23 protein-coding genes are annotated in these 18,749 nt (G+C 61.2%); 7 read left to right on the top strand and 16 right to left on the bottom strand.

Translation table 11 applies throughout. The features are described from left to right. Positions 1–35: 35 nt before the first annotated feature. The 5 genes from ACRARG_RS19020 to ACRARG_RS19040 form a co-directional block, all read right to left on the bottom strand. Positions 36–725: a copper-binding protein gene (locus ACRARG_RS19020; RefSeq protein WP_089852425.1), complete on the bottom strand. Its 690-nt coding sequence runs from the start codon at positions 723–725 to the stop codon at positions 36–38. Between the two features lie 47 nt (positions 726–772). After that, positions 773–2,131, bottom strand: a complete 1,359-nt coding sequence (locus tag ACRARG_RS19025; RefSeq protein WP_110506225.1) for a multicopper oxidase family protein — start codon at positions 2,129–2,131, stop codon at positions 773–775. A gap of 11 nt (positions 2,132–2,142) precedes the next feature. Beyond that, entirely contained in the window at positions 2,143–3,606 is a 1,464-nt protein-coding gene (locus ACRARG_RS19030; protein WP_089852428.1) for a TolC family protein, read from the bottom strand. A 294-nt stretch (positions 3,607–3,900) separates the two neighbouring features. Then, on the bottom strand, positions 3,901–4,323 hold the full coding sequence (locus tag ACRARG_RS19035; protein WP_089852430.1) for a hypothetical protein: 423 nt from the start codon (positions 4,321–4,323) through the stop codon (positions 3,901–3,903). Between the two features lie 198 nt (positions 4,324–4,521). After that, positions 4,522–4,722 carry a heavy-metal-associated domain-containing protein gene (locus tag ACRARG_RS19040; protein ID WP_009815466.1) on the bottom strand — a complete coding sequence of 67 codons (201 nt, stop codon included), beginning with the start codon at positions 4,720–4,722 and terminating at the stop codon, positions 4,522–4,524. A gap of 140 nt (positions 4,723–4,862) precedes the next feature. On the opposite strand from ACRARG_RS19040, the gene ACRARG_RS19045 reads away from it, so the two are divergent. The 4 genes from ACRARG_RS19045 to ACRARG_RS19060 all read left to right on the top strand — a co-directional run bounded on the left by ACRARG_RS19045 (position 4,863) and on the right by ACRARG_RS19060 (position 9,601). Beyond that, complete coding sequence (locus tag ACRARG_RS19045) at positions 4,863–7,370, top strand: heavy metal translocating P-type ATPase (RefSeq protein ID WP_089852432.1); 2,508 nt, start codon at positions 4,863–4,865, stop codon at positions 7,368–7,370. Between the two features lie 19 nt (positions 7,371–7,389). Continuing rightward, positions 7,390–7,809 carry a Cu(I)-responsive transcriptional regulator gene (cueR, locus tag ACRARG_RS19050; RefSeq protein WP_037941731.1) on the top strand — a complete coding sequence of 140 codons (420 nt, stop codon included), beginning with the start codon at positions 7,390–7,392 and terminating at the stop codon, positions 7,807–7,809. Positions 7,810–7,941: 132 nt separating this feature from the next. Next, positions 7,942–8,814: a DUF305 domain-containing protein gene (locus tag ACRARG_RS19055; RefSeq protein WP_089852434.1), complete on the top strand. Its 873-nt coding sequence runs from the start codon at positions 7,942–7,944 to the stop codon at positions 8,812–8,814. A 22-nt stretch (positions 8,815–8,836) separates the two neighbouring features. Beyond that, positions 8,837–9,601, top strand: coding sequence for a MauE/DoxX family redox-associated membrane protein (locus ACRARG_RS19060; RefSeq protein ID WP_205964851.1), 765 nt, complete (start codon positions 8,837–8,839; stop codon positions 9,599–9,601). Between the two features lie 103 nt (positions 9,602–9,704). On the opposite strand, the gene ACRARG_RS19065 is transcribed toward ACRARG_RS19060, so the two are convergent. The 11 genes from ACRARG_RS19065 to ACRARG_RS19115 all read right to left on the bottom strand — a co-directional run bounded on the left by ACRARG_RS19065 (position 9,705) and on the right by ACRARG_RS19115 (position 16,151). Beyond that, on the bottom strand, positions 9,705–10,442 hold the full coding sequence (locus ACRARG_RS19065; RefSeq protein ID WP_089852005.1) for a cytochrome c biogenesis CcdA family protein: 738 nt from the start codon (positions 10,440–10,442) through the stop codon (positions 9,705–9,707). Further along, complete coding sequence (locus tag ACRARG_RS19070) at positions 10,442–10,933, bottom strand: hypothetical protein (protein WP_089852003.1); 492 nt, start codon at positions 10,931–10,933, stop codon at positions 10,442–10,444. Before ACRARG_RS19070 ends, ACRARG_RS19065 begins: the two co-directional genes overlap by 1 nt. Continuing rightward, a complete protein-coding gene (locus ACRARG_RS19075; protein WP_242656847.1) occupies positions 10,930–11,625 on the bottom strand; it encodes an SCO family protein in 696 nt (231 codons plus the stop codon). The genes ACRARG_RS19070 and ACRARG_RS19075 overlap by 4 nt, the downstream gene beginning before the upstream one ends. Positions 11,626–11,685: 60 nt before the next feature. Next, positions 11,686–11,958 carry a hypothetical protein gene (locus ACRARG_RS19080; RefSeq protein WP_089851998.1) on the bottom strand — a complete coding sequence of 91 codons (273 nt, stop codon included), beginning with the start codon at positions 11,956–11,958 and terminating at the stop codon, positions 11,686–11,688. 40 nt (positions 11,959–11,998) lie between these two features. Then, positions 11,999–12,154 carry a hypothetical protein gene (locus ACRARG_RS19085; RefSeq protein WP_432691745.1) on the bottom strand — a complete coding sequence of 52 codons (156 nt, stop codon included), beginning with the start codon at positions 12,152–12,154 and terminating at the stop codon, positions 11,999–12,001. Positions 12,155–12,362: 208 nt separating this feature from the next. Further along, positions 12,363–12,875, bottom strand: a complete 513-nt coding sequence (locus ACRARG_RS19090; RefSeq protein ID WP_066010346.1) for a TlpA family protein disulfide reductase — start codon at positions 12,873–12,875, stop codon at positions 12,363–12,365. Beyond that, positions 12,872–13,468 carry a DsbE family thiol:disulfide interchange protein gene (locus ACRARG_RS19095; protein ID WP_043772511.1) on the bottom strand — a complete coding sequence of 199 codons (597 nt, stop codon included), beginning with the start codon at positions 13,466–13,468 and terminating at the stop codon, positions 12,872–12,874. The genes ACRARG_RS19090 and ACRARG_RS19095 overlap by 4 nt, the downstream gene beginning before the upstream one ends. Continuing rightward, positions 13,465–13,842, bottom strand: coding sequence for a c-type cytochrome (locus ACRARG_RS19100; protein WP_237267629.1), 378 nt, complete (start codon positions 13,840–13,842; stop codon positions 13,465–13,467). Before ACRARG_RS19100 ends, ACRARG_RS19095 begins: the two co-directional genes overlap by 4 nt. A gap of 202 nt (positions 13,843–14,044) precedes the next feature. Continuing rightward, positions 14,045–14,179: a hypothetical protein gene (locus ACRARG_RS19105; RefSeq protein WP_009503829.1), complete on the bottom strand. Its 135-nt coding sequence runs from the start codon at positions 14,177–14,179 to the stop codon at positions 14,045–14,047. Between the two features lie 66 nt (positions 14,180–14,245). Then, a complete protein-coding gene (locus tag ACRARG_RS19110) occupies positions 14,246–14,713 on the bottom strand; it encodes a DUF411 domain-containing protein (RefSeq protein ID WP_242656846.1) in 468 nt (155 codons plus the stop codon). A 25-nt stretch (positions 14,714–14,738) separates the two neighbouring features. Continuing rightward, the gene (locus tag ACRARG_RS19115; RefSeq protein ID WP_432691746.1) at positions 14,739–16,151 is read right to left on the bottom strand and encodes a multicopper oxidase family protein; all 1,413 of its coding nucleotides are present in this window, start codon (positions 16,149–16,151) and stop codon (positions 14,739–14,741) included. Between the two features lie 16 nt (positions 16,152–16,167). On the opposite strand from ACRARG_RS19115, the gene tnpA reads away from it, so the two are divergent. From tnpA to tnpC, 3 genes are all read left to right on the top strand, one after another. Next, the gene (gene tnpA, locus ACRARG_RS19120; protein WP_432691747.1) at positions 16,168–16,605 is read left to right on the top strand and encodes an IS66-like element accessory protein TnpA; all 438 of its coding nucleotides are present in this window, start codon (positions 16,168–16,170) and stop codon (positions 16,603–16,605) included. Beyond that, positions 16,602–16,955 (top strand): IS66 family insertion sequence element accessory protein TnpB, encoded by a 354-nt coding sequence (gene tnpB, locus ACRARG_RS19125; RefSeq protein WP_432691748.1) that lies wholly within the window; start codon positions 16,602–16,604, stop codon positions 16,953–16,955. Before tnpA ends, tnpB begins: the two co-directional genes overlap by 4 nt. 68 nt (positions 16,956–17,023) lie before the next feature. Beyond that, positions 17,024–18,589 carry an IS66 family transposase gene (tnpC, locus tag ACRARG_RS19130; protein WP_432691749.1) on the top strand — a complete coding sequence of 522 codons (1,566 nt, stop codon included), beginning with the start codon at positions 17,024–17,026 and terminating at the stop codon, positions 18,587–18,589. Positions 18,590–18,749: the final 160 nt, after the last annotated feature.

Below are 18,749 nucleotides of genomic sequence, written 5' to 3' on the forward strand. Positions count from 1 at the left end.
GCCGGGCGTGTTCGCCTCGGCCCCATTGTCTATCTTCACTTCATCTGCGTGACAGTAAGCTTGCCCTTGACCCGGTCGGCGACGAACTCGATGTCCTGTCCTTCCGCCATCTTGGCCATCATCGCTTCGTCCGCGCGGAATACCATCGTCATCGCGGGCATATCGAGGTTGACCAGAGGGCCGTGGATGATTGTGACCTTGCCGGCCTTGGCGTCGATCTTCTTGATGGTCCCGCTCGTGTATTCCACGTCAGCCTGAGCCATCTGGTCCCCCACTGAGACCGCTCGGTGCATGCCGGATTCGTAGTGACCCGGGATCAGGCACGCGGCTTCGAACGTACCAGCATTCGCGAACGTCCAGACGACCTCGCCCGTGGCACCCGGATCAAGACGGATACGGTTCGGGTCGTCGTGTTCCATGTCCATCTTGGCCATTTCGATCTTGTGCTCGGCGTTATTTTCCAGCGTGTCGAGAACAAACTCGTGTTCCAGCTCACCCTTGTTCGTGATGTTGAAGCGGATGGTTTCACCCTGCTTGATGGTCATCTCCTCACTCTCGATCAGCATTTCGCCTTCGTCGTTTTCAAGCAGGGTTACATCAATCGACCGGTCGACTTTTGCCGTATGGCCGGGCATACCGACGGCCATTTTGGCATGACCAACGTCAGCGAAAGCCCCCGTTGAAGCGAAAAGGACGAGAGAGGTGCTCAGAAGAAGTTTTTTCATTTGGTTTTCCTGTAGGTTTGGTTTGGTTGGAGTCGACGAAGGGCCGTTCAGCCCTCCGAGTTTGGTTTTGGTGTGAGAATGGTCTTGGGACTGTTGTTCGAGGCGAACTCGGGCAATTCGCCAGTCCATTCGTAGGCCATCTCGCCCGGAGGATTTTCGTACCAGCCGGGATCGGAGTAATCGTCCGCGTCGATGCCGTCCCGCACCTTTACGACCGAAAACATGCCGCCCATCTCGATGGGGCCGTAGGGCCCCCAACCCGTCATCATCGGGATCGTGTTGTCAGGCAGCGGCATTTCCATTTTCGCCATGTCCCCCATGCCGGACATGCCCATGGGCATGTATTCCGGCTGGAACTGACGGATCTTCTGGGTCAGCGGCTTCTTGTTGACCCCGATGAACGTCGGCACATCGTGACCCATGGCATTCATCGTGTGGTGCGACTTGTGGCAGTGAATCGCCCAGTCACCCAGATGGTCTGCGACGAACTCATAGGCGCGCATCGCGCCCACGGGGATGTCGATGCTGACCTCCGGCCATTGCGCTTCTGGCGGCACCCAGCCACCATCCGTGCAGGTGACCTTGAAGTCATAGCCATGCATGTGGATCGGGTGGTTTGTCATCGTGAGGTTGCCGACGCGTACTCGCACCTTGTCGCCCTTGTTCACGACCAGCGGATCGATGTCGGGGAAGATCCGACTGTTCCACGTCCACAGGTTGAAGTCCGTCATCGTCATGATGCGGGGCACGTATGTGCCGGGATCGATGTCAAAGGCATTCAGCATGATCAGAAAATCGCGATCCACCGGCATGAAGGTGGGATCCTTGGGATGGACCACGAACATGCCCATCATCCCCATCGCCATCTGGGTCATTTCGTCGCCATGGGGGTGGTACATGAACGTGCCGGACTTCACCAAGTCGAATTCGTAGACAAACGTTTTTCCTGGCGGGATGCTGGGATGACTCAACCCGGAGACCCCATCCATGCCCGAGGGCAGGATGAGCCCGTGCCAATGCACCGTGGTGCCTTCCGGCAGCTTGTTGGTGACGTAGATGCGGACCCGGTCGCCTTCGACTGCTTCGATCGTTGGACCGGTGGACTGGCCGTTGTAACCCCATAGATGCGCGATCATGCCGTCTGCAAGTTCGCGCTCTACCGGTTCGGCGACGAGGTGAAATTCCTTGACCCCGTTGTTCATCCGGTGCGGCAGGGTCCACCCGTTCAGCGTGACCACAGGTGTGTAGTCCGGCCCTGACGACGGACGCGCCGTAATCGCCGTTGCCGCACTGTCCATCTGCGCGGCTTCGGGGAGGCCCATGTTCAGGGTTTGACCCCAGGCTTTTGAAGAGACCAGCGTTGCACCTGCGGCGCCGGCTCCGAGTAATTGACGTCTGTTCAACATGTCAGTTCCTTTCAGTGTCCTGCGCCGCCACCGGCGGCAAGCGTTGCGCCTTCTCCACCAGCACCACCGCCGCCTTCGCCGCCGCCATAGATCGCAGCGGTCAGATCGGCCTGTGCCATGTAGAACTCGCGTTTTGCGTTTGCCGCTTCCAGGGATGCGCCAAGTTTCTCGCGCACATCAGTCAGCAGCTCGAAAGTGTTGGTGATCATGCCGTTGTAAGACAGCAAACCCTCTTCTTCGACGGTCGTGCGTAGCGGCACCAGAACGTCGCGGTAGTGGCGCGCGATTTTATAGGCGGCATGATAGGAAGTCTCAGCACCGCGCGCTTCGGACCGGACGTTCACGGCCTTCTCTGCGAGCACGTTGGCCGCTTGTAGATAAGACAATTCCGCCTTGCGCATCCGGGCCTTGCCGGTGTCATAGATCGGGATCGCGAACTCCACTTCCACCTGAGGGGTGGTCACGGTTTCCGTTTCTCCGTCCTCAATTTCCCGCTCCGCCTCGAACCCGGCAATGAACTCAAGATCGCTGACAATGCGGGTCTGATCGGTCAGCCCAAACGCCTTGGCCTGCGCTTCCAGGCCAAGTTTGGCAACACGGAGATCCACCCGGTTTCGGAGCGCCTTTGCCTCGATGTCGGTCACACGGCCGACAGAACGCGGCAGTGCAGGAAGGGCATCTGGCACATAGTAATCGACTTCGGTGCCCCAGAGACCCATCAACCTGGTCAAAGCCTCCTTGGACCGAGTGGCGTTCAATCGTGCCTGTGCAAGTTGCCCCGCCAGTTCGGCATTGAATGCCTGTTCGCGGGCCTGCCCAGCTTTGTTGAGTGCGCCGGTCTCGCCCAACCGCATAGCCAGTTCCGAGCCGGCGTCAGAGGTCGCTTTCGCGCGCCGCAGATAGCTCACTGCCTCGAAGGCGGCGACTGCATCGACCCATGCCTTTCGCGTCTGATTGGCCAGTGCAAGTGTGTCATTCACGGCATTGAGCTGAGCCTGCCGGAAGCTTGCATCAGCAATGGCCATGCGCTGTTTGCGCGTGGTGGCATCGAGGACGTTCGACCGGATCAGCCCTTCGATCGCCCTGTAGGCACCGAGTTCAGGCGCACCGATTCCCAAGACACCAATTGAGACGATCGGGTTTTCCGGCGTCGATTGCTGCCAAGCCTCAGCGGCCGAGAGGCCAACATTGGCGTAAGACGCTTGCAGACCCTTATTGTTCAGCAGCGCAACCTGAACCGCCGTATCGGCCGAGATCGTCTTCCGATGCACCATGCTGTGCACCTGTTTCTTGAGAGCTTCGTTTTCGGCCTGGGTTTCGGCGAAGGCCGTCCGTTTGCCGATGGCCGGTGTGACCTGACTGGAAATGTTGGCGAAGCCGGCTTTCGGTTCCGTGTAGATACCCGGTACAGAGGTAGCGCAGGCACCCAAAATTAGGGGAAAGCCAAGAACCAGCGGAATCTTAGATACCCGCATCAGTTGCCCTCCGTCTGCTCTTGATTGACGGAACGCCAATCACGGGGGCCGGTCGGACCACGATAGGTGTAGCCAGCCAATGGATCTTGATAGCTGATCGGAGACGAAACGGTCGCGTTGACGACAGCCTGTTGTGTCGCAACGGAGGGCAAAGGGGTAGGCTCATAGGCGCATGCGCCAAGCCCGAGGGCCGAAGCCCCCATAAGTAGATGAATTTTCATGAAGGTAACCTGATTGATGAACGATGTCTCACGCAGAGTCTGCGCAAGGCTCACACCCGGATTGGGCGCCGTTTCAGATCAGGAATCGAGGGGGCCGCAGAAACCCTGATGTTTCGACGGAATGCGTCTGACCGCTCAGGATCATATATTCTTTCGCCGCAATAGGATCCGGGAATACCAAGTCTGCGTCTGGAATGACGACAGATATGCATATTCCGTTACAACACTGATTTGATTGTTGCTCTGTTTCACCCATGTCGGAGGATATGTCATCCACGTCAACTGTCGCCGGGTGTTTCATGTGGTCGGCGTGGATATCGGTTCCCTGACCAGCTGTCGGTTTGCTGAGAAGGGAGCTGATCGATCCAGAATGCTGACCATCATGCATTCCCGAGGCCGCGTGTGCCGCAGAAGGTGGAGACAGAACCAATGCCAACGCAAAAGCGAAGCAAGTGAGGAATTTCACCCATACCGAAGTGGCGACACGCATTCTCATGGATAGTAACCTGGACGTTTTGACAAATTAGTCAACGCTTACAGCGCGGGAAGGTTTGGCACATTTTAGCGAGGCTGGCGAATTCTCGCTGCGAGCGCTCAAAACTGTTGCGCAATAGATACATAGCAACGTTCACCAGTCAGACAGAAGACGCGAAAATGGTAGTGAGTACTTCAGTAATGACTGGAAGTGCCGGGACTAACTCAGTCTTTGCGATCCGTAGCCCGCATCGTGAATCGCTGCCTTCAGAGCGCTTTCATCCAATGCGCTATCTACCTCGACGGAACGCGCAGTCAGGTCACAGGTGACAGTCGCGTGTGGGTCTATCGTCACAATGGCCTTCTCTATCGACGCGGTGCAATGTCCGCAGTTCATGTCCGGCACGCTGAACCTGATCATCACGATCTCCTTCTTACTGCTGCCATCTAGGTCGTTCCCCTATGGGAAGGTCAATGCCCGAAAAAATTCCTCGATGCATCTGTTGACCTTCCAGCGAATGGAACCCCTATCTCTCGGAGGACCAGGATCAGGAGTCACCCATGTCGGATTCGCATACCCTTCGACTTTCCCTGCAGAACATGTCCTGCGCCTCTTGCGTCGGGCGGGTGGAGCGTGGGCTTTCCGGCTTGCCGGGTGTCAGCGACGTTCACGTCAACCTTGCCAGCGAGACGGCCAAGGCGCAGATCGACGCGCAAGGGCGCATTTCGAACATCGTCGAAAAGCTGGAAGAGATTGGCTATCCGGCCCGTACGCAGAGCATTCGCCTGAACGTGGCCTCCATGTCTTGTGCGTCCTGCGTTGGGCGGGTGGACAAGGCGCTGGCGGCGGTGCCGGGCGTGCTGGACGTGAACGTCAATCTGGCATCGGAAACTGCGACGGTAACGTATCTCGAAGGCTCGGTTGCGGTTGCGGACCTGCTGAAGGCGGCGGGTGACGCAGGCTATCCCGCGACCTTGCCGCAGGACAGCGCGCCGGAAGACACGAGTGCCCGCAAGGATGAAGAGGCGCGGACGCTGGCTCGCAGGACCGCGCTGGCGGCGGCCCTCGCCCTGCCTGTGTTTCTGCTGGAAATGGGCGCGCACCTGATCCCCGGCATGCATGGTCTGATCGGCGACACGATCGGCCATCGGACAAGCTGGCTGATCCAGTTCGGTCTGACCACCGTGGTCCTGTTCTGGCCGGGGCGCAGCTTCTATACGCGCGGGTTTCCAGCCCTGCTCAAGCGTGCGCCGGACATGAACAGCCTTGTTGCGGTCGGCACCTCTGCCGCCTATCTCTATTCTCTGGTCGCTCTTTTCGCGCCCGCGCTGCTGCCCGAAGGGTCGCGCGCCGTCTATTTCGAGGCGGCGGCGGTGATCGTCGTTCTGATCCTGCTGGGCCGCTGGCTGGAGGCACGCGCCAAGGGCCGCACCGGCGCAGCGATCCAGAAGCTGCTGGGCCTTCAGGCCAAGACCGCCCGCGTGCTGGTGGACGGAGAGCCTGAGGACGTGGCCATCGAGCGCATCGCCGCGGGCGACATCCTGCTCGTGCGCCCCGGAGAGCGGATTGCCGTGGACGGCGAAGTGACCGAAGGCAGCGCCCGCGTCGACGAGAGCATGATCACCGGCGAGCCGGTGCCTGTGGCCAAGTCGGTGGGCGATCCCGTCACCGGCGGGACCGTCAACGGCACCGGTGCTGTCCAGTTCCGCGCGACGCGCGTGGGGGCGGATACGACGCTGGCGCAAATCATCCGTATGGTCGAAGAGGCGCAGGGGGCCAAGTTGCCCATCCAGGGTCTGGTGGATCGGATCACCCTGTGGTTCGTGCCCGCGGTCATGGCGCTGGCGCTGCTGACGGTGATCGTCTGGCTGCTGGTCGGGCCATCGCCCGCCCTGTCCTATGCGCTCGTCGCGGGTGTGTCCGTGCTGATCATCGCCTGCCCCTGCGCGATGGGGCTGGCCACGCCGACCTCAATCATGGTGGGCACCGGCCGTGCCGCCGAAATGGGTGTGCTGTTCCGCAAGGGTGACGCCCTGCAACAGCTTTCGACGGTCGATGTGGTCGCGCTGGACAAGACCGGCACGGTGACCGAAGGACGTCCCGAACTGACCGATCTGGTGCTAACAGAAGGATTTGAACGGGCCGAGGTGCTGGCTCTGGTCGCGGCGGTCGAGGCGCGGTCGGAACACCCCATCGCCGAGGCCATCCTGCGGGCGGCGGAGGCCGAGGGCGTTGCTCGGCACGACGCGCAGAAATTCACGTCCATCACCGGCCACGGTGTCCGGGCCGAGGTCGCGGGCCGCGAGGTGCTGGTGGGGGCCGACCGTCTGATGACCCGCGAAGGGCTGGACATCGGCGCGCTGGCGGACGCGGAACGCCGCCTGGCCGAACAGGGCCGTACCGCGCTTTACGCCGCTATCGACGGACGCGTTGCCGCCATGATCGCCGTAGCCGATCCGGTCAAGCCGTCCAGCGCCGCGGCCATCCGCGCCTTGCACGATCTCGGCCTGAAGGTCGCCATGATCACCGGCGACAAGCGCGAGACGGCAGAAGCCATCGCGCGGGAGACGGGCATCGACCACGTGATCGCGGGCGTGCTGCCGGACGGCAAGGTCGCGGCACTGGATGAACTGCGTGGCACGGGCCAGCATATCGCCTTCGTCGGCGACGGCATCAACGACGCGCCCGCGCTTGCCCATGCGGATGTGGGCATCGCCATCGGCACCGGCACTGACGTCGCCATCGAATCCGCCGACGTGGTGCTGATGTCGGGCGACCTGCGCGGCGTGGTCAACGCGCTGGAAATATCGCGGCGCACCATGCGCAACATCCGCCAGAACCTGTTCTGGGCCTTCGGCTACAATGTCGCGCTGATCCCGGTTGCGGCGGGGGCGCTTTACCCGGTGTCGGGCCTGCTGCTGTCGCCGGTGCTGGCGGCGGGGGCGATGGCGCTCAGCTCGGTCTTCGTACTGACGAACGCGCTGCGCCTGCGCCGTGTGCGCCCGGCGATGGACGAGGCGGCGAAGGCCGTGACCGACCCCCGCCTGTCCCCCGTTCCGGCTGAATGAAAACAAGGAGAAGACGATCATGAATATCGGAGACGTGGCCGACCTGTCCGGCCTTCCCGCGAAAACCATCCGCTACTACGAGGACATCGGGCTGGTCGAGCCGCTGCGCAGCGCGAACGGTTATCGCAGCTTTCGGCAGAGCGACGTCCACAAGTTGGCGTTTCTCGGGCGAGCGCGTGCGCTTGGCTTCACCATCGAGGACTGCCGGAGCCTGCTGAAACTCTATGCCGATACCGACCGCGCCAGCGCGGAGGTCAAGCAGATCGCCGAGGAACACCTCGACCGGATCGACCGGAAAATCGCAGAACTGACCGAGATGCGCGCGACGTTGTCGCACCTTGTCGATGCCTGCGCTGGCGATCACAGGCCTAATTGTCCGATTCTCGCAGATCTGGCGATGGAAGAGGATAAGACCCGGACCGCCAGGGCAGCGGATTAAGCGGGCTTAGATACGTCCCGCAGCGGGCAGCGCCACCCATAAGGTGCGACTGGCTGCAGCTATTTCGGAACATTCCAGCGCGGGAAAGTTGTTCCACCTTTAGACTTCACGATTTCGAGAGAGGACAACTTCATGTCATATGGCCGCTTTTTCGCGATGATCGCCACATCTACCGTCGTCATGTTCGGTCTGATGTATCTCAATACCTACCTCTGGACGCATGTGTTCTGGTCGGAAACGCGGGCCTACATGGCTCTCCTGATGGGTGCCACCATGGCGATCATCATGCTGGGCTTCATGCTGTCGATGTATTCCAGCAAGATGGCTAACGCCGCCATCTTCATCGGTGCCGTTGTGGTCTTTGCCGCCTCCCTTTGGCTGGTCCGCAGCCAGGTGACGGTGGGCGACACCAGCTACATGCGGGCAATGATCCCGCACCACTCGATCGCGATCATGACCTCCAGCCGCGCCGATATCTCGGACCCGCGCGTGCGCAAGCTGGCGGATGAGATCATCTATGCGCAGGACAAGGAAATCGCCGAGATGCGTTATCTGGTGAACGATATCGACGCCAACGGTGACAGTCCGGCACAGTCAGAAAGCGGACCGGCGCAGATCGTGAGCCTCGACGAGGCGCTATCAACCCCGGAAGTCGCCATTCTCGACCTCGAATTTCTTACTTCGGAGGACATTGCTCAGATGTTTCCCGGCGGCGCCGCGTGCACGTTCACCTACACCACCACAAGCAGGCCTGCGCTGGCGGTGGGCCGCATCGACGGTGGGAGTGTAGCTCTCGCCAAGATCAGCGGCGATCTGGTGCGGCTGGAGGCTGGCGACGCCGGAAGCACTTGGGGCACGGAGGGCATGACAGTGGCGTTGAGCGCGCCGAGCGGAACCGGCACATTGGACGCAAATAGTGGCGAAATGCAGGACGCCGATCTCGTTCTCGAACTTGGGTCCGGTCTGCGTGCAGGGTATCGCGGATATTACGGTTGCGGTGCCTGAACCAGAAACTGGAGGAAACACCATGCCGAAAGACGCATCGAAATCAGCCCAACTCTACCGGATGGTCATGCAGGATCATCTTTGCCCTTATGGTCTCAAGTCCAAAGACCTGCTCGAACGGGAAGGGTACGAGGTCGAGGATCATCACCTGACGACACGTGAGGAAACCGATGCCTTCATGGAAAAGCACGGGGTCGAGACCACGCCGCAGACCTGGATCGGCGACAAGCGGATTGGCGGCTACGACGATCTGCGGGTCCATTTCGGCCTCGACGCGCCGGAAAGCGAGCGCTCGGACACCTCCTATCAGCCGGTGATCGCGATCTTTGCCATCGCGTTTCTGATGGCGCTCGGCCTGTCGTGGTACAGCTTTGGAACCATCCTCAGCCTGCGTGCGCTGGAATGGTTCATCTCGATCTCGATGTGCTTGCTTGCAGTGCAGAAACTTCAGGACGTCGAAAGCTTTTCGACCATGTTCCTGAATTACGACCTGCTGGCGCGCCGCTGGGTGCGCTACGGCTATCTTTATCCCTTCGGAGAGGCCTTCGCCGGCATCCTTATGGTCGCCGGGGCGCTCACCTGGCTTTCGGCTCCCGTGGCCCTCTTCATCGGAACGGTCGGTGCAGTTTCGGTCTTCAAGGCGGTCTATATCGACAAGCGCGAGTTGAAATGCGCCTGCGTCGGGGGGGACAGCAACGTGCCACTAGGGTTCGTCTCGCTCACCGAGAACTTGATGATGATGATCATGGGTATCTGGATGCCGATCCGGGTCTACCTGATCGGCTGACGGCCCCGCGACCTCTATAGGGGCGCGGCGTGTACGACCTTTTTGAGTGGGGGAGATGATCCCCACTTATCAGCCATCACGCCAAGAGCTGGTTCGAGGTTCGTCAGCCGATCGTCGCGAGAAAGGGAAACGTCCCCAGCAGCCAATAGGCAAACCGTGACAGTTGCCCGGTCATGATGGCAACTCCCATGATGATCATGGCAACACCCGCGCCCTTGTAGAGCCAGCGACCGGCCTTGCCGATCTGCCTTACCCGCGCGGCGATGGCGTCGGTGAACAGCGCAGCCAGCAGGAAAGGCACCCCCAGACCAGCGGAATAGATCGACAGCAGCCAGATGCCGTCCGACATGCCGCCGGAGGTCGAACTGAGTGTCAGGATCGCGCCGAGGATCGGTCCGATGCAAGGTGTCCAGCCAAAGGCGAAGGCCAGTCCCAGCACGTAGGCCCCAAACGGGCGACCGCCGGGAATGTCGAGATTGAAACGGGTATCGCGCGAGAACGCATTGAGACGAAAGACACCCAGCATGACCAGTCCGAACAGAATGATGATCGCGCCGCCGAGATAGTTCAGCTCGGTGCGCCATGTCAGCAGCAGGGATCCGAGCGCGCTGGCCCCGGCCCCGAGGGCGACGAAGACCGTCGAAAAGCCCAAGACAAAGCAGGCACTCAACCCGAGCGCCCCGGCGCGCGCCCGCAAGCCGACCGACCGCGTCATGCGCAAATCCGGCTGCCCTGCGATGTACGAGACATAGCCCGGCACAAGCGGCAGGACGCAAGGCGACAGGAACGAAATGGCCCCCGCCAGAAAGGCCGCGAAGATGCCGATGCCGGAGATGTCCATCACGCGTCACGCTCGGTGCTGAAGGGCCACACGGCCCACCAGAACGCGACCAGCGGGACCACGATCCATTGCAACACAGGTGACAGGCCCGCATCGAGGACCGGAATGATTGGCATCAGGTCCGAATAGGCCCAGGCGGCGCGGATCACGATGTTGAGCCATTCGCTGAACAGCGTGTATCCGAGCCCGAACACCACCGTCAGGACGGTCACAGACCGCCGCGTCGAGGCGACCAGGGGCCAGCCCCAGCCCGACAGCATGAGGGCAAGCATCAGCGCGCTCATGGCGATCAGGATATCACCACCCGTGCAATGGACGGCTGCGAAGACAATCTCACCCCAGGTGCCCTCGTTCCATATCGTGTAGAGCGGCATATGCGCGAACTCCCAGATCAAGTTGGCCGGGATGATCACCGCAAAATACCGACGCAGAGCTGTCAGGGAAATTCCGTCTGTCGAGGACAGCCTGACGCCAGTCGCGACGACACTCATTGAAACACACCTGTCAGCCGGTCCCACCAGCTGGGCTCCCGGCGTCGATGCTGGACGTTGTTGGTCAACTCGCTGACATAGAGGATCAGGTTCACGTTCTTGAAGTCCATGCCATGGAATTTTGCAGCGAACCGCCCGCCGATGTCCACGACATGGGTGACCGCTCCGTGCATCATCATGTCGCTGTCGGCGGTCATCGTGAACTCCAGCCCATAGTCCCGCGCCAGAACGCGCGTTGCATTTTCAGTCTGATCGGGACGTTTGGTTAGAATAACCCAATTGCTTGGATCGAGCCCATGCCGGTCCGAGTAATCGCGCAACACGTCTGGCGTGTCGTTCACAGGATCGGTCGTGATCGAGATGAACTGCACAAGCTCCTTCATCGGCCCGTCGTTGATCGAAGCCTGGACCGCCGCGATCTTTTCCGCATGGAGCGGGCAGATATCCGGGCAGTTGGCATAGATGAAATGAAGGATGACCACCTTGTCGCTGAAATCCGACAGGCGCACGGGATTCCCCTCGGAATCCTGCAGCTCGAAACCCGGAGCCTGCGCTGCATCGATGGCTTGGAAGTAGGGCTCCATCTCGAACATGCGCGCATCCAGGTTTTCCCCCGGATGATTGGCGAAGGCCGGAGACGAAATCGTGGCCGCGAGTATCGCTAAAGCGGCGCGCCGTGTCAGTGCTGTCAATTCTTGTATCCTTACAATAAATGCCTGCCGATCCGTTGACCGACAGGCATTTGGGCAAATCTAGCCGTCAGACTTTTCCGACGGCATCATGCCGCCGTCCATATTCTCGGTCATGGACGCCATCATCTCGGTGCAGGCTTCCATCATGGGTTTCATTTCGGCCATCATCTTCATCATGCCCATCATGTCGCCGTCCATCATGCCGCCTTGCATGGCCCCCTCATTCTGCATCATTTCGCCCGTTTCCGGCGTGGTCTGTTCCTGGGCGCTGACGGCAAATGCACTTGCGGTAAGGGCCGTCGCAACGACGAAAGTTGTAAGTGTTTCTCTCATGGTTTTCTCCTTGGGTTGATCGTGTGGTTATCGAAAGAACTCAGTCGGGAGACGCCCCGTCCGGCGAGTTGGAGCATCCCTTTCCAGACCCGCCCTTCATGCACAGACCCAGGCCGCACATCGCGGCACAGGGGGCCAGCGAGACCAGAACAGGCGCGAGCCCGATCGCGGTGAGCCATCCCCAGTTCAGGGCCATGCCGCCCCCCATCACGGTTGCCGCACCGACGAACAGCAATCGTCTGCGCGTCAACCACCGGGGCCAATTTCCTGCGCTTTCGATGTTGGCGGCACCCGCAATGTTGGAAGGTGATATTTCGGTCATCCGGAAAGTCCTTTCGATGATTAAAAGCTAGTCATTCCAGTTACTGGAAGGTCAAGGGTGAGCAGTGGACTTTTGCTGGGATTCATTCAATAAAGCTTCGCAAAAAGGACACCATCTCGGGATCATCCCATTCGGCCGGGCCGACCAGTCGCCCGAGCTCCCGCCCCTGCGCGTCGATCAGGATCGTCGTCGGCAGGCCAACGGTGCGCAGCGCGGTCATCGAAAGCATGGTCTGGTCGACATACATATTGAGATTGGTGACACCGATCTCGTCGTAGAAACGCCGAACGATCTGTGATCCGGCCCGGTCGATGGAAAGGGCAACCACTTCGAAGTCGTCGCCGCCAAGTTCCGCCTGAAGCGCATCGAGCGTCGGCATCTCTTCGCGGCAGGGGACGCACCAGGTTGCCCAGACATTCACGAGGATCACTTTGCCGCGAAAATCTTCCATGTCTCCGCGGCTGCCGTCATCTTTCTCGTAGCGCACATTGGCGACAGGCTGCGGGGTGTCGTGAAGTGCAAACCCTTGCGGTGTCGCGAAAGCCGCGCCGACGGACAGTGCCCAGGCGATCAGCGCCGGTTTCAGATTTTTCATGGCGTTTTCTCCTTGGCGGATTGGGTTTTGTGGTCACGGACGATCGGCAGCAGCGTTTCCTGCAGGATTGCTCGTGTGATCGGACCAACATGGCGGTAGGCGATGGTGCCGTCGGGCGCGATGACGTAGGTTTCGGGCACGCCATAGACGCCCCATTCGATACCGGCGCGTCCGTTGATGTCGGCCCCGATGCGCGCGTAGGGATCACCCAACTCGTCGAGCCAGGCGCGCGCCTGATCGGGCGGGTCCTTGTAGTTGATTCCGTAGAGCGGCACCTCACCGGTTGCACTCAACTCCATGAACAACGGGTGTTCGGCACGGCAGGGCACACACCACGAGGCGAAGACGTTCACCAGTGACACGTGTCCGATCAGGTCCTGCGTCGAAAGACCTTCTTCTCGGCCGAGCACCGGGGGCAGCGCGAAGTCGGGCACGGGTTTGCCGAGAAGTGCCGACGGCAAGTCGTCGCCACCCCTGAAAAGCCCCCAACCGAACAGGACCATGAGGGCAAAAGCTATCAGCGGAACCAGCACGAACCCGGAGATACTGCGTCGCGACACAGGGTCGGCATTTCCCTCGACCTCTTCCGTCATGGCTGGGCCTGCTCATCGGCAAGGGATCGGCTTTCCTGCGACGCGCGGATCCGGTTGGGCCATGTGCTCTTGATGTAGTCAATGATCGCCGTGATCTCATCGTCTGTCAGCACATCCTCATATCCGGGCATGTCGCTTTCGTACCCGTTCCCGACAATCGCCGCCGGTCCGCGTTTCACGATGTCGAGCAATACGCGGTCGGGGTGATGCCAGGTATGGCCGGAGGCGTCGTGCGGCGGGGCAGGCAACCTGCCGTTCGGCAATCGTGTGCGCCAATCTGATTGCCCCTCCAGGTTTGCCCCATGGCAACTGGCACAATTCTCTTGATAAAGGCGCTCGCCCATGAGCACGTCGCTCTGCGCCGCTACGGGCAAAACCGTCGTGGCGAGCAGGACAGCCGAGAGCCTAATCGTGTTTTTCACTAAGTTTCAGCCTTCTTGTTACGAGCCACCTACAGAGGACGATTAGTGCCGCGAGCGACGACAGGACAAGCAGGACGCAAAGCGCCCAGACCAACCCCATCGACAACAGGCTATCGCCGCTGCTGGCACCCTCAATCCGCATTCTGGCACATTTCTATTTTCCGCTGTCCGAGCGGATGTATTTGACCAAGGCGATCGCCGCGAGCACCAGCACACCCACGATCAGCAACCAGACGAGGCCCATCGCAATCATCATGCCGCCGCCCATCATTCCACCGTCCATCATCATGCATTCCATCCTTTGTTTTCCCTTGAAACCGGTCTGGCACGGGTTCGCACCAGACCGCGCGATTGATCATTCGACCGCATATACGGTCGGGCTCACACCTTCCTCGATGGTGTAAATCTTGAAGGGCTCCTGTTTCGCGCCGCCCATACCCGGCGACCCCAATGGCATGCCGGGAAGAGACACACCGGCAATTTCCGGGCGCTCTTCCAGCAGCCTGTTGACGACATCAATCGGCACGTGGCCGCTGATGACGTAATCGTCCAAAAAGGCTGTATGGCAGCCTTGGAAGTCATCCGGGATGCCCGCTTCGCGGCTGATCTGCGCCAGATCGTGGGTCGGCTTCACCTCCACCGTGAAACCGTTCTCGCGCAGATAGTCCGCGTAACTCTCGCAACATCCGCATTGTGGGTTCTTGTAGAGCGTGACCTCCTGCGCCGCGGCAGGCGCGGCATTCAGGCTCATCGCAAGGACGGCGACGGCACCTGCCGTGCCGAGGCTGGCAAATCCAAGTATCTTCTTCATCGGTTCCTTCATTTTCATCGTCCTAAGTGTGTGAGTTTCAGGTTTTGGTCGTGCCGGGTTCGACACGGATGACGCCCATCATGCCCGCCGCCTGGTGTTCCAGAATGTGGCAATGGAACATCCAATCACCGGGATTGTCCGCGACGAAGGCGATCTCGACCCGTTCTTCGGGTGCCATCAGGACAGTGTCCTGCCATTCGCGATACCGAGTCGGTTGTCCGTTGCGGGCGATCACACGGAACGAATGCCCATGAAAATGGATCGGATGGTGCCAGACGGTGCGGTTATCCATCTCGAACACGTGCGACGTGCCCTGCGGCAGGACCAGCAACGGGTCTATCATGTGACCCGTCGCGGCTTCGCCGTTGATGAACCACATGTTGCCCTTGCGCATCTGTTCCATCATCGACCCCATGCCGCCGCCCATCATCATCTGCCCCATCATTCCGCCGTTGAAGACGATCTGATGCCGCGCGGCCGACGCCATGTCCGGTTCGGCCAACGGGTTGGGGGGCAGATCCATCGACCAATCCGGCACCGTGTCCCGCAACCTGTCCGGCCCGTAGGCGAGATCGACCAGACGGTATTCAAGTCCCTCGTAGAAGGCATCGATGACGGTTACGGCATCTCCGGGCTTGCCGGTCAAGTCGATGACCAAATCGACACGCATCGCCGGGCCGATCACCACGACCCCGCCGTCAGGGGCATGGGGCGTCACGGGTTGACCGTCCAGCGCGACCACGACCGGAGCAAGACCCCCGAAATCCAGCCCGAATATCCGCGCTTTCGCCGCGTTGACTAGCCGCAAGCGGATGCGTTCGCCGGATCGCACCGCGATGCGTTCGGGTATCTGACCGTTGATGGTCACGGAATTGCCGATACGACCGCCGTGCATGGCGTCGTGGCGGCTGCCGAAGTCACCCGCAATCTGTCCGTGCCGGGTCATGCGCCAGTCGTCCAGCATCCAAGTCAGGTCACGATCCACGCGGATCGGGTCCGCTTCCTCGACAATCAGCGGCCCGTAAAGGCCGCGTCCAACCTGTTCCGAACTGCGCTGGTGCGGATGGTACCAGAACGTGCCCGCATCCAGCGCATCGAACTCGTAGAGAAAATCGCCATCAACCGGGGTCGGATCCTGTGTAAGGAACGGCACTCCGTCCATCGCATTGGGCGTGCGGATGCCATGCCAGTGGATTGTGGTTCCTTCATCCAATCCATTCTGAGCCAGAACGCGGAGTAGGTCGCCCTGGCGTACTCGGATTTTAGGGCCGGGGACGGATCCATTATAGCTCCAGACATTAATCGGGCCGTATGGTGACGGGCGCAGGGCGGCCTGTCCGGATGCCGCGCGTAGGACGAATGGGTCCCCAGTTGGATCGTAAGCGCCTCGGCGATCCCCTCCTGCCGCTCTGAGGCTATCCGTGCGAGTCCTGTTGTCGAGATGAGGCATCGGACTGGACGGCAAAATGGACGGCTCTTTAGACGGCCCAACGGATGGCTACGCTGGCAGGATCGAGGTTTTCGAAGGGCGGTCGGGCCGGCGCATGCGGAGCGCGGCCGAACGGGCGCGGATCGCGGCGGAGAGCCTGGTTCCCGGAGCGAAGGTGACAGATGTCGCTCGGCGGCATGATGTGACCCGCTGGCAGGTCTACGATTGGCGCAAGAAGCTGATGGCCGGTGCGCTGGTTCTGCCTGCCGAAACGGCTGACGAACCGATGTTCGCGGCGCTTGTCGTTGAGCCAAAGCCGGCCCGGCCTGCACCCGGCCCGAAACGCTGCGGCGGTGCGACCAGGTCCAGCAGGATCGAGATGATGGTCGATGGCGTGACCCTGCATGTGCCGCCGGATGTCGATGAGGCGCAATTGACCCGGATGATCCGCGCGATCCGGGCGGCATCGCAATGATCTCGCCGGCTGGCGGGCTGCGCGTCTACGTTGCCACGCGCCCGACGGATTTCCGGAAGGGCATAGACGGCCTTGCGCTGCTGGTTCAGGAGACGATGGGCCTGGACCCGTTCAGCGGCGCAGCTTTTGTGTTCCGGGCCAAGCGTGCTGACCGCATCAAGATCCTGGTCTGGGATCAGACCGGCATCGTGCTGGTCCACAAGCGCCTGGAAGGCGCGAAGTTTGTCTGGCCCAAGGCGCAGGACGGCGTGATGAAGATGTCGCCTGCGCAGTTCTCGGCGCTGTTCGAAGGTCTCGATTGGCGGCTTGTCCGTCCCGAACGTGTGCGGCGACCGGAACTGGCCGGGTAGCTGCGGCAGAGTGACTCGGCGATGATTTGTCGGTGGTGGGGATCCCGCCCATGTGCTTGATCGCAGCCATGACCGACACCGCCCTGGCCGAAGAGAATGCGCTTCTGAAGGCCCGCCTCGCCGAGACCGAGGCGGCACTGGCAGATGCGGTCGAGGCCCAGAAACGGCTGGAAAGCATTGTCAGCGAGTTGCGGCGGGAGAAGTTCGGACGGAAATCCGAAAAGCTCGATCCGGAGCAGTTCAACCTGCCGCTCGAAGATGTCGAACTGGCGCAGGGCGTGCTGGACGCGGCGCAGGAGAAGGCGCGGCGCGCGCTGAAGGGGCAAGGTGCTGCCGAGAGCGGCGCGCCGAACCGCAACCGCGGGCATCTCCCGAAGCATCTGCCCCGGGTCGAACGGATCATCGAACCGGAGACCACGATGTGTCCGTGCGGTTGCGGTGAGATGGCCAGGATTGGCGAGGATGTCTCCGAGCGGCTGGACGTGGTGCCAGCCCAGCTCCGCGTGCTGGTTACCCGGCGCCCCAGATATGCCTGCCGGCGCTGCTCCGGCACCGTGGTCCAGGCGCATGCGCCGGAACATGTCGTGCCCGGCGGTCTGCCCACCGAAGCGCTGATTGCGCAGGTCATGGTCGCCAAGTTCGGCGACCACCTTCCATTCTACCGCCAGGCCGAAATCTATACCCGGCAGGGGATCACCCTGGACCGGGCCACGCTCGGCAACTGGGTCGGGCGCGCCTGCTTCCACCTGCGCCCGATCGCCGATCACCTGAAGGAGCGGCTGAAGGGCGCGGACCGGGTGTTCATGGATGAGACCCGGGCCCCGGTGCTGGATCCCGGACGACGAAAAACGAAAACCGGCTACTTCTGGGCCATTGTCGCCGATGACCGGGGTCACGGCGGTGCCGGCCCTCCCGTGGTGATGTTCCACTACGCGCCCGGCCGTGGCGCCGTGCATGCGCTTCGCTTCCTCGAGGGCTATCGCGGGCACTTCGTGCAATGCGACGGTTATGAAGCCTATGACAAGCTCACCAAGGTCGACCGGCCTGTGGGCCCATGGACCCTCGTCCATTGCTGGACCCATGCGCGTCGGCGGTTCGTGAAACGCCTGGAAAAGGACGGCTCACCGATTGCCGAGGAAGCCCTGCGCCAGATCGCCGAGCTCTATGCCATCGAGAAATCCGTGCGCGGGCTGGGTCCCGAAGCACGGCTTGCCGCCCGGCGCGAACTCTCCGCACCGATCATTGCCGCCTTCCGCCCTTGGCTCGAGGCGCAGCTGTCGCGCATCCCGCGTTCGTCAAAGCTGGCCGAGGACATCCGCTACACCCTGGCGCGCTGGCCCGGCCTGACGCGCTTCCTTAACGACGGCCGTCTGGAGCTGGACACCAACCCGGTCGAGAACCAGATCAGGAAAATTGCTCTGACTCGGAAAAACGCCCTCTTCGCCGGGCACGAGGTCGGCGCAGAGAACTGGGCATTGCTCGCCAGCCTGATCGCGAACTGCAAGATGTGCGACGTCGATCCGGTCAGCTACCTCTCCGACACGTTGCGCGCGTTGCTCGACGGTCATCCCAGAAGCCGCATCGACGATCTCATGCCCTGGAACTTCGCGGCCGCGTCAAGCCGCGCCGCGTAGGGGATCGCCGAGGCGCTTACGTTGGATCGGCCATCGCCATTTGTGCAGGTGACAGAGCGGATAGGGCTGTGAATGCGGCACCTGTGCGAAGCACGTGCCTTCGTGAAATCGGTCTGTGGAGGATCATCGCAACTGCCTTGATCTGAAAAGGTCGCACTCA

Origin of the sequence: Pseudooceanicola profundi (assembly GCF_050897955.1) — a bacterium.
Classification (GTDB): domain Bacteria; phylum Pseudomonadota; class Alphaproteobacteria; order Rhodobacterales; family Rhodobacteraceae; genus Pseudooceanicola.

What these genes read in the sequence shown, in the direction of transcription:
- ACRARG_RS19030 (WP_089852428.1), bottom strand. Translation starts at nt 3,606, where the DNA reads ATGCGGGTATCTAAGATTCCGCTGGTTCTTGGCTTTCCCCTAATTTTG.
- tnpC (WP_432691749.1), top strand. Translation starts at nt 17,024, where the DNA reads ATGACCGACACCGCCCTGGCCGAAGAGAATGCGCTTCTGAAGGCCCGC.
- ACRARG_RS19105 (WP_009503829.1), bottom strand. Translation starts at nt 14,179, where the DNA reads ATGATGATGGACGGTGGAATGATGGGCGGCGGCATGATGATTGCGATG.
- ACRARG_RS19035 (WP_089852430.1), bottom strand. Translation starts at nt 4,323, where the DNA reads ATGAGAATGCGTGTCGCCACTTCGGTATGGGTGAAATTCCTCACTTGC.
- ACRARG_RS19065 (WP_089852005.1), bottom strand. Translation starts at nt 10,442, where the DNA reads ATGGACATCTCCGGCATCGGCATCTTCGCGGCCTTTCTGGCGGGGGCC.
- ACRARG_RS19060 (WP_205964851.1), top strand. Translation starts at nt 8,837, where the DNA reads ATGCCGAAAGACGCATCGAAATCAGCCCAACTCTACCGGATGGTCATG.
- ACRARG_RS19085 (WP_432691745.1), bottom strand. Translation starts at nt 12,154, where the DNA reads ATGGCCCTGAACTGGGGATGGCTCACCGCGATCGGGCTCGCGCCTGTT.
- ACRARG_RS19115 (WP_432691746.1), bottom strand. Translation starts at nt 16,151, where the DNA reads ATGCCTCATCTCGACAACAGGACTCGCACGGATAGCCTCAGAGCGGCA.
- tnpB (WP_432691748.1), top strand. Translation starts at nt 16,602, where the DNA reads ATGATCTCGCCGGCTGGCGGGCTGCGCGTCTACGTTGCCACGCGCCCG.
- ACRARG_RS19070 (WP_089852003.1), bottom strand. Translation starts at nt 10,933, where the DNA reads ATGAGTGTCGTCGCGACTGGCGTCAGGCTGTCCTCGACAGACGGAATT.
- cueR (WP_037941731.1), top strand. Translation starts at nt 7,390, where the DNA reads ATGAATATCGGAGACGTGGCCGACCTGTCCGGCCTTCCCGCGAAAACC.
- tnpA (WP_432691747.1), top strand. Translation starts at nt 16,168, where the DNA reads ATGGACGGCTCTTTAGACGGCCCAACGGATGGCTACGCTGGCAGGATC.
- ACRARG_RS19080 (WP_089851998.1), bottom strand. Translation starts at nt 11,958, where the DNA reads ATGAGAGAAACACTTACAACTTTCGTCGTTGCGACGGCCCTTACCGCA.
- ACRARG_RS19095 (WP_043772511.1), bottom strand. Translation starts at nt 13,468, where the DNA reads ATGACGGAAGAGGTCGAGGGAAATGCCGACCCTGTGTCGCGACGCAGT.
- ACRARG_RS19055 (WP_089852434.1), top strand. Translation starts at nt 7,942, where the DNA reads ATGTCATATGGCCGCTTTTTCGCGATGATCGCCACATCTACCGTCGTC.
- ACRARG_RS19110 (WP_242656846.1), bottom strand. Translation starts at nt 14,713, where the DNA reads ATGAAGGAACCGATGAAGAAGATACTTGGATTTGCCAGCCTCGGCACG.
- ACRARG_RS19020 (WP_089852425.1), bottom strand. Translation starts at nt 725, where the DNA reads ATGAAAAAACTTCTTCTGAGCACCTCTCTCGTCCTTTTCGCTTCAACG.
- ACRARG_RS19040 (WP_009815466.1), bottom strand. Translation starts at nt 4,722, where the DNA reads ATGATCAGGTTCAGCGTGCCGGACATGAACTGCGGACATTGCACCGCG.
- ACRARG_RS19025 (WP_110506225.1), bottom strand. Translation starts at nt 2,131, where the DNA reads ATGTTGAACAGACGTCAATTACTCGGAGCCGGCGCCGCAGGTGCAACG.
- ACRARG_RS19045 (WP_089852432.1), top strand. Translation starts at nt 4,863, where the DNA reads ATGTCGGATTCGCATACCCTTCGACTTTCCCTGCAGAACATGTCCTGC.
- ACRARG_RS19090 (WP_066010346.1), bottom strand. Translation starts at nt 12,875, where the DNA reads ATGAAAAATCTGAAACCGGCGCTGATCGCCTGGGCACTGTCCGTCGGC.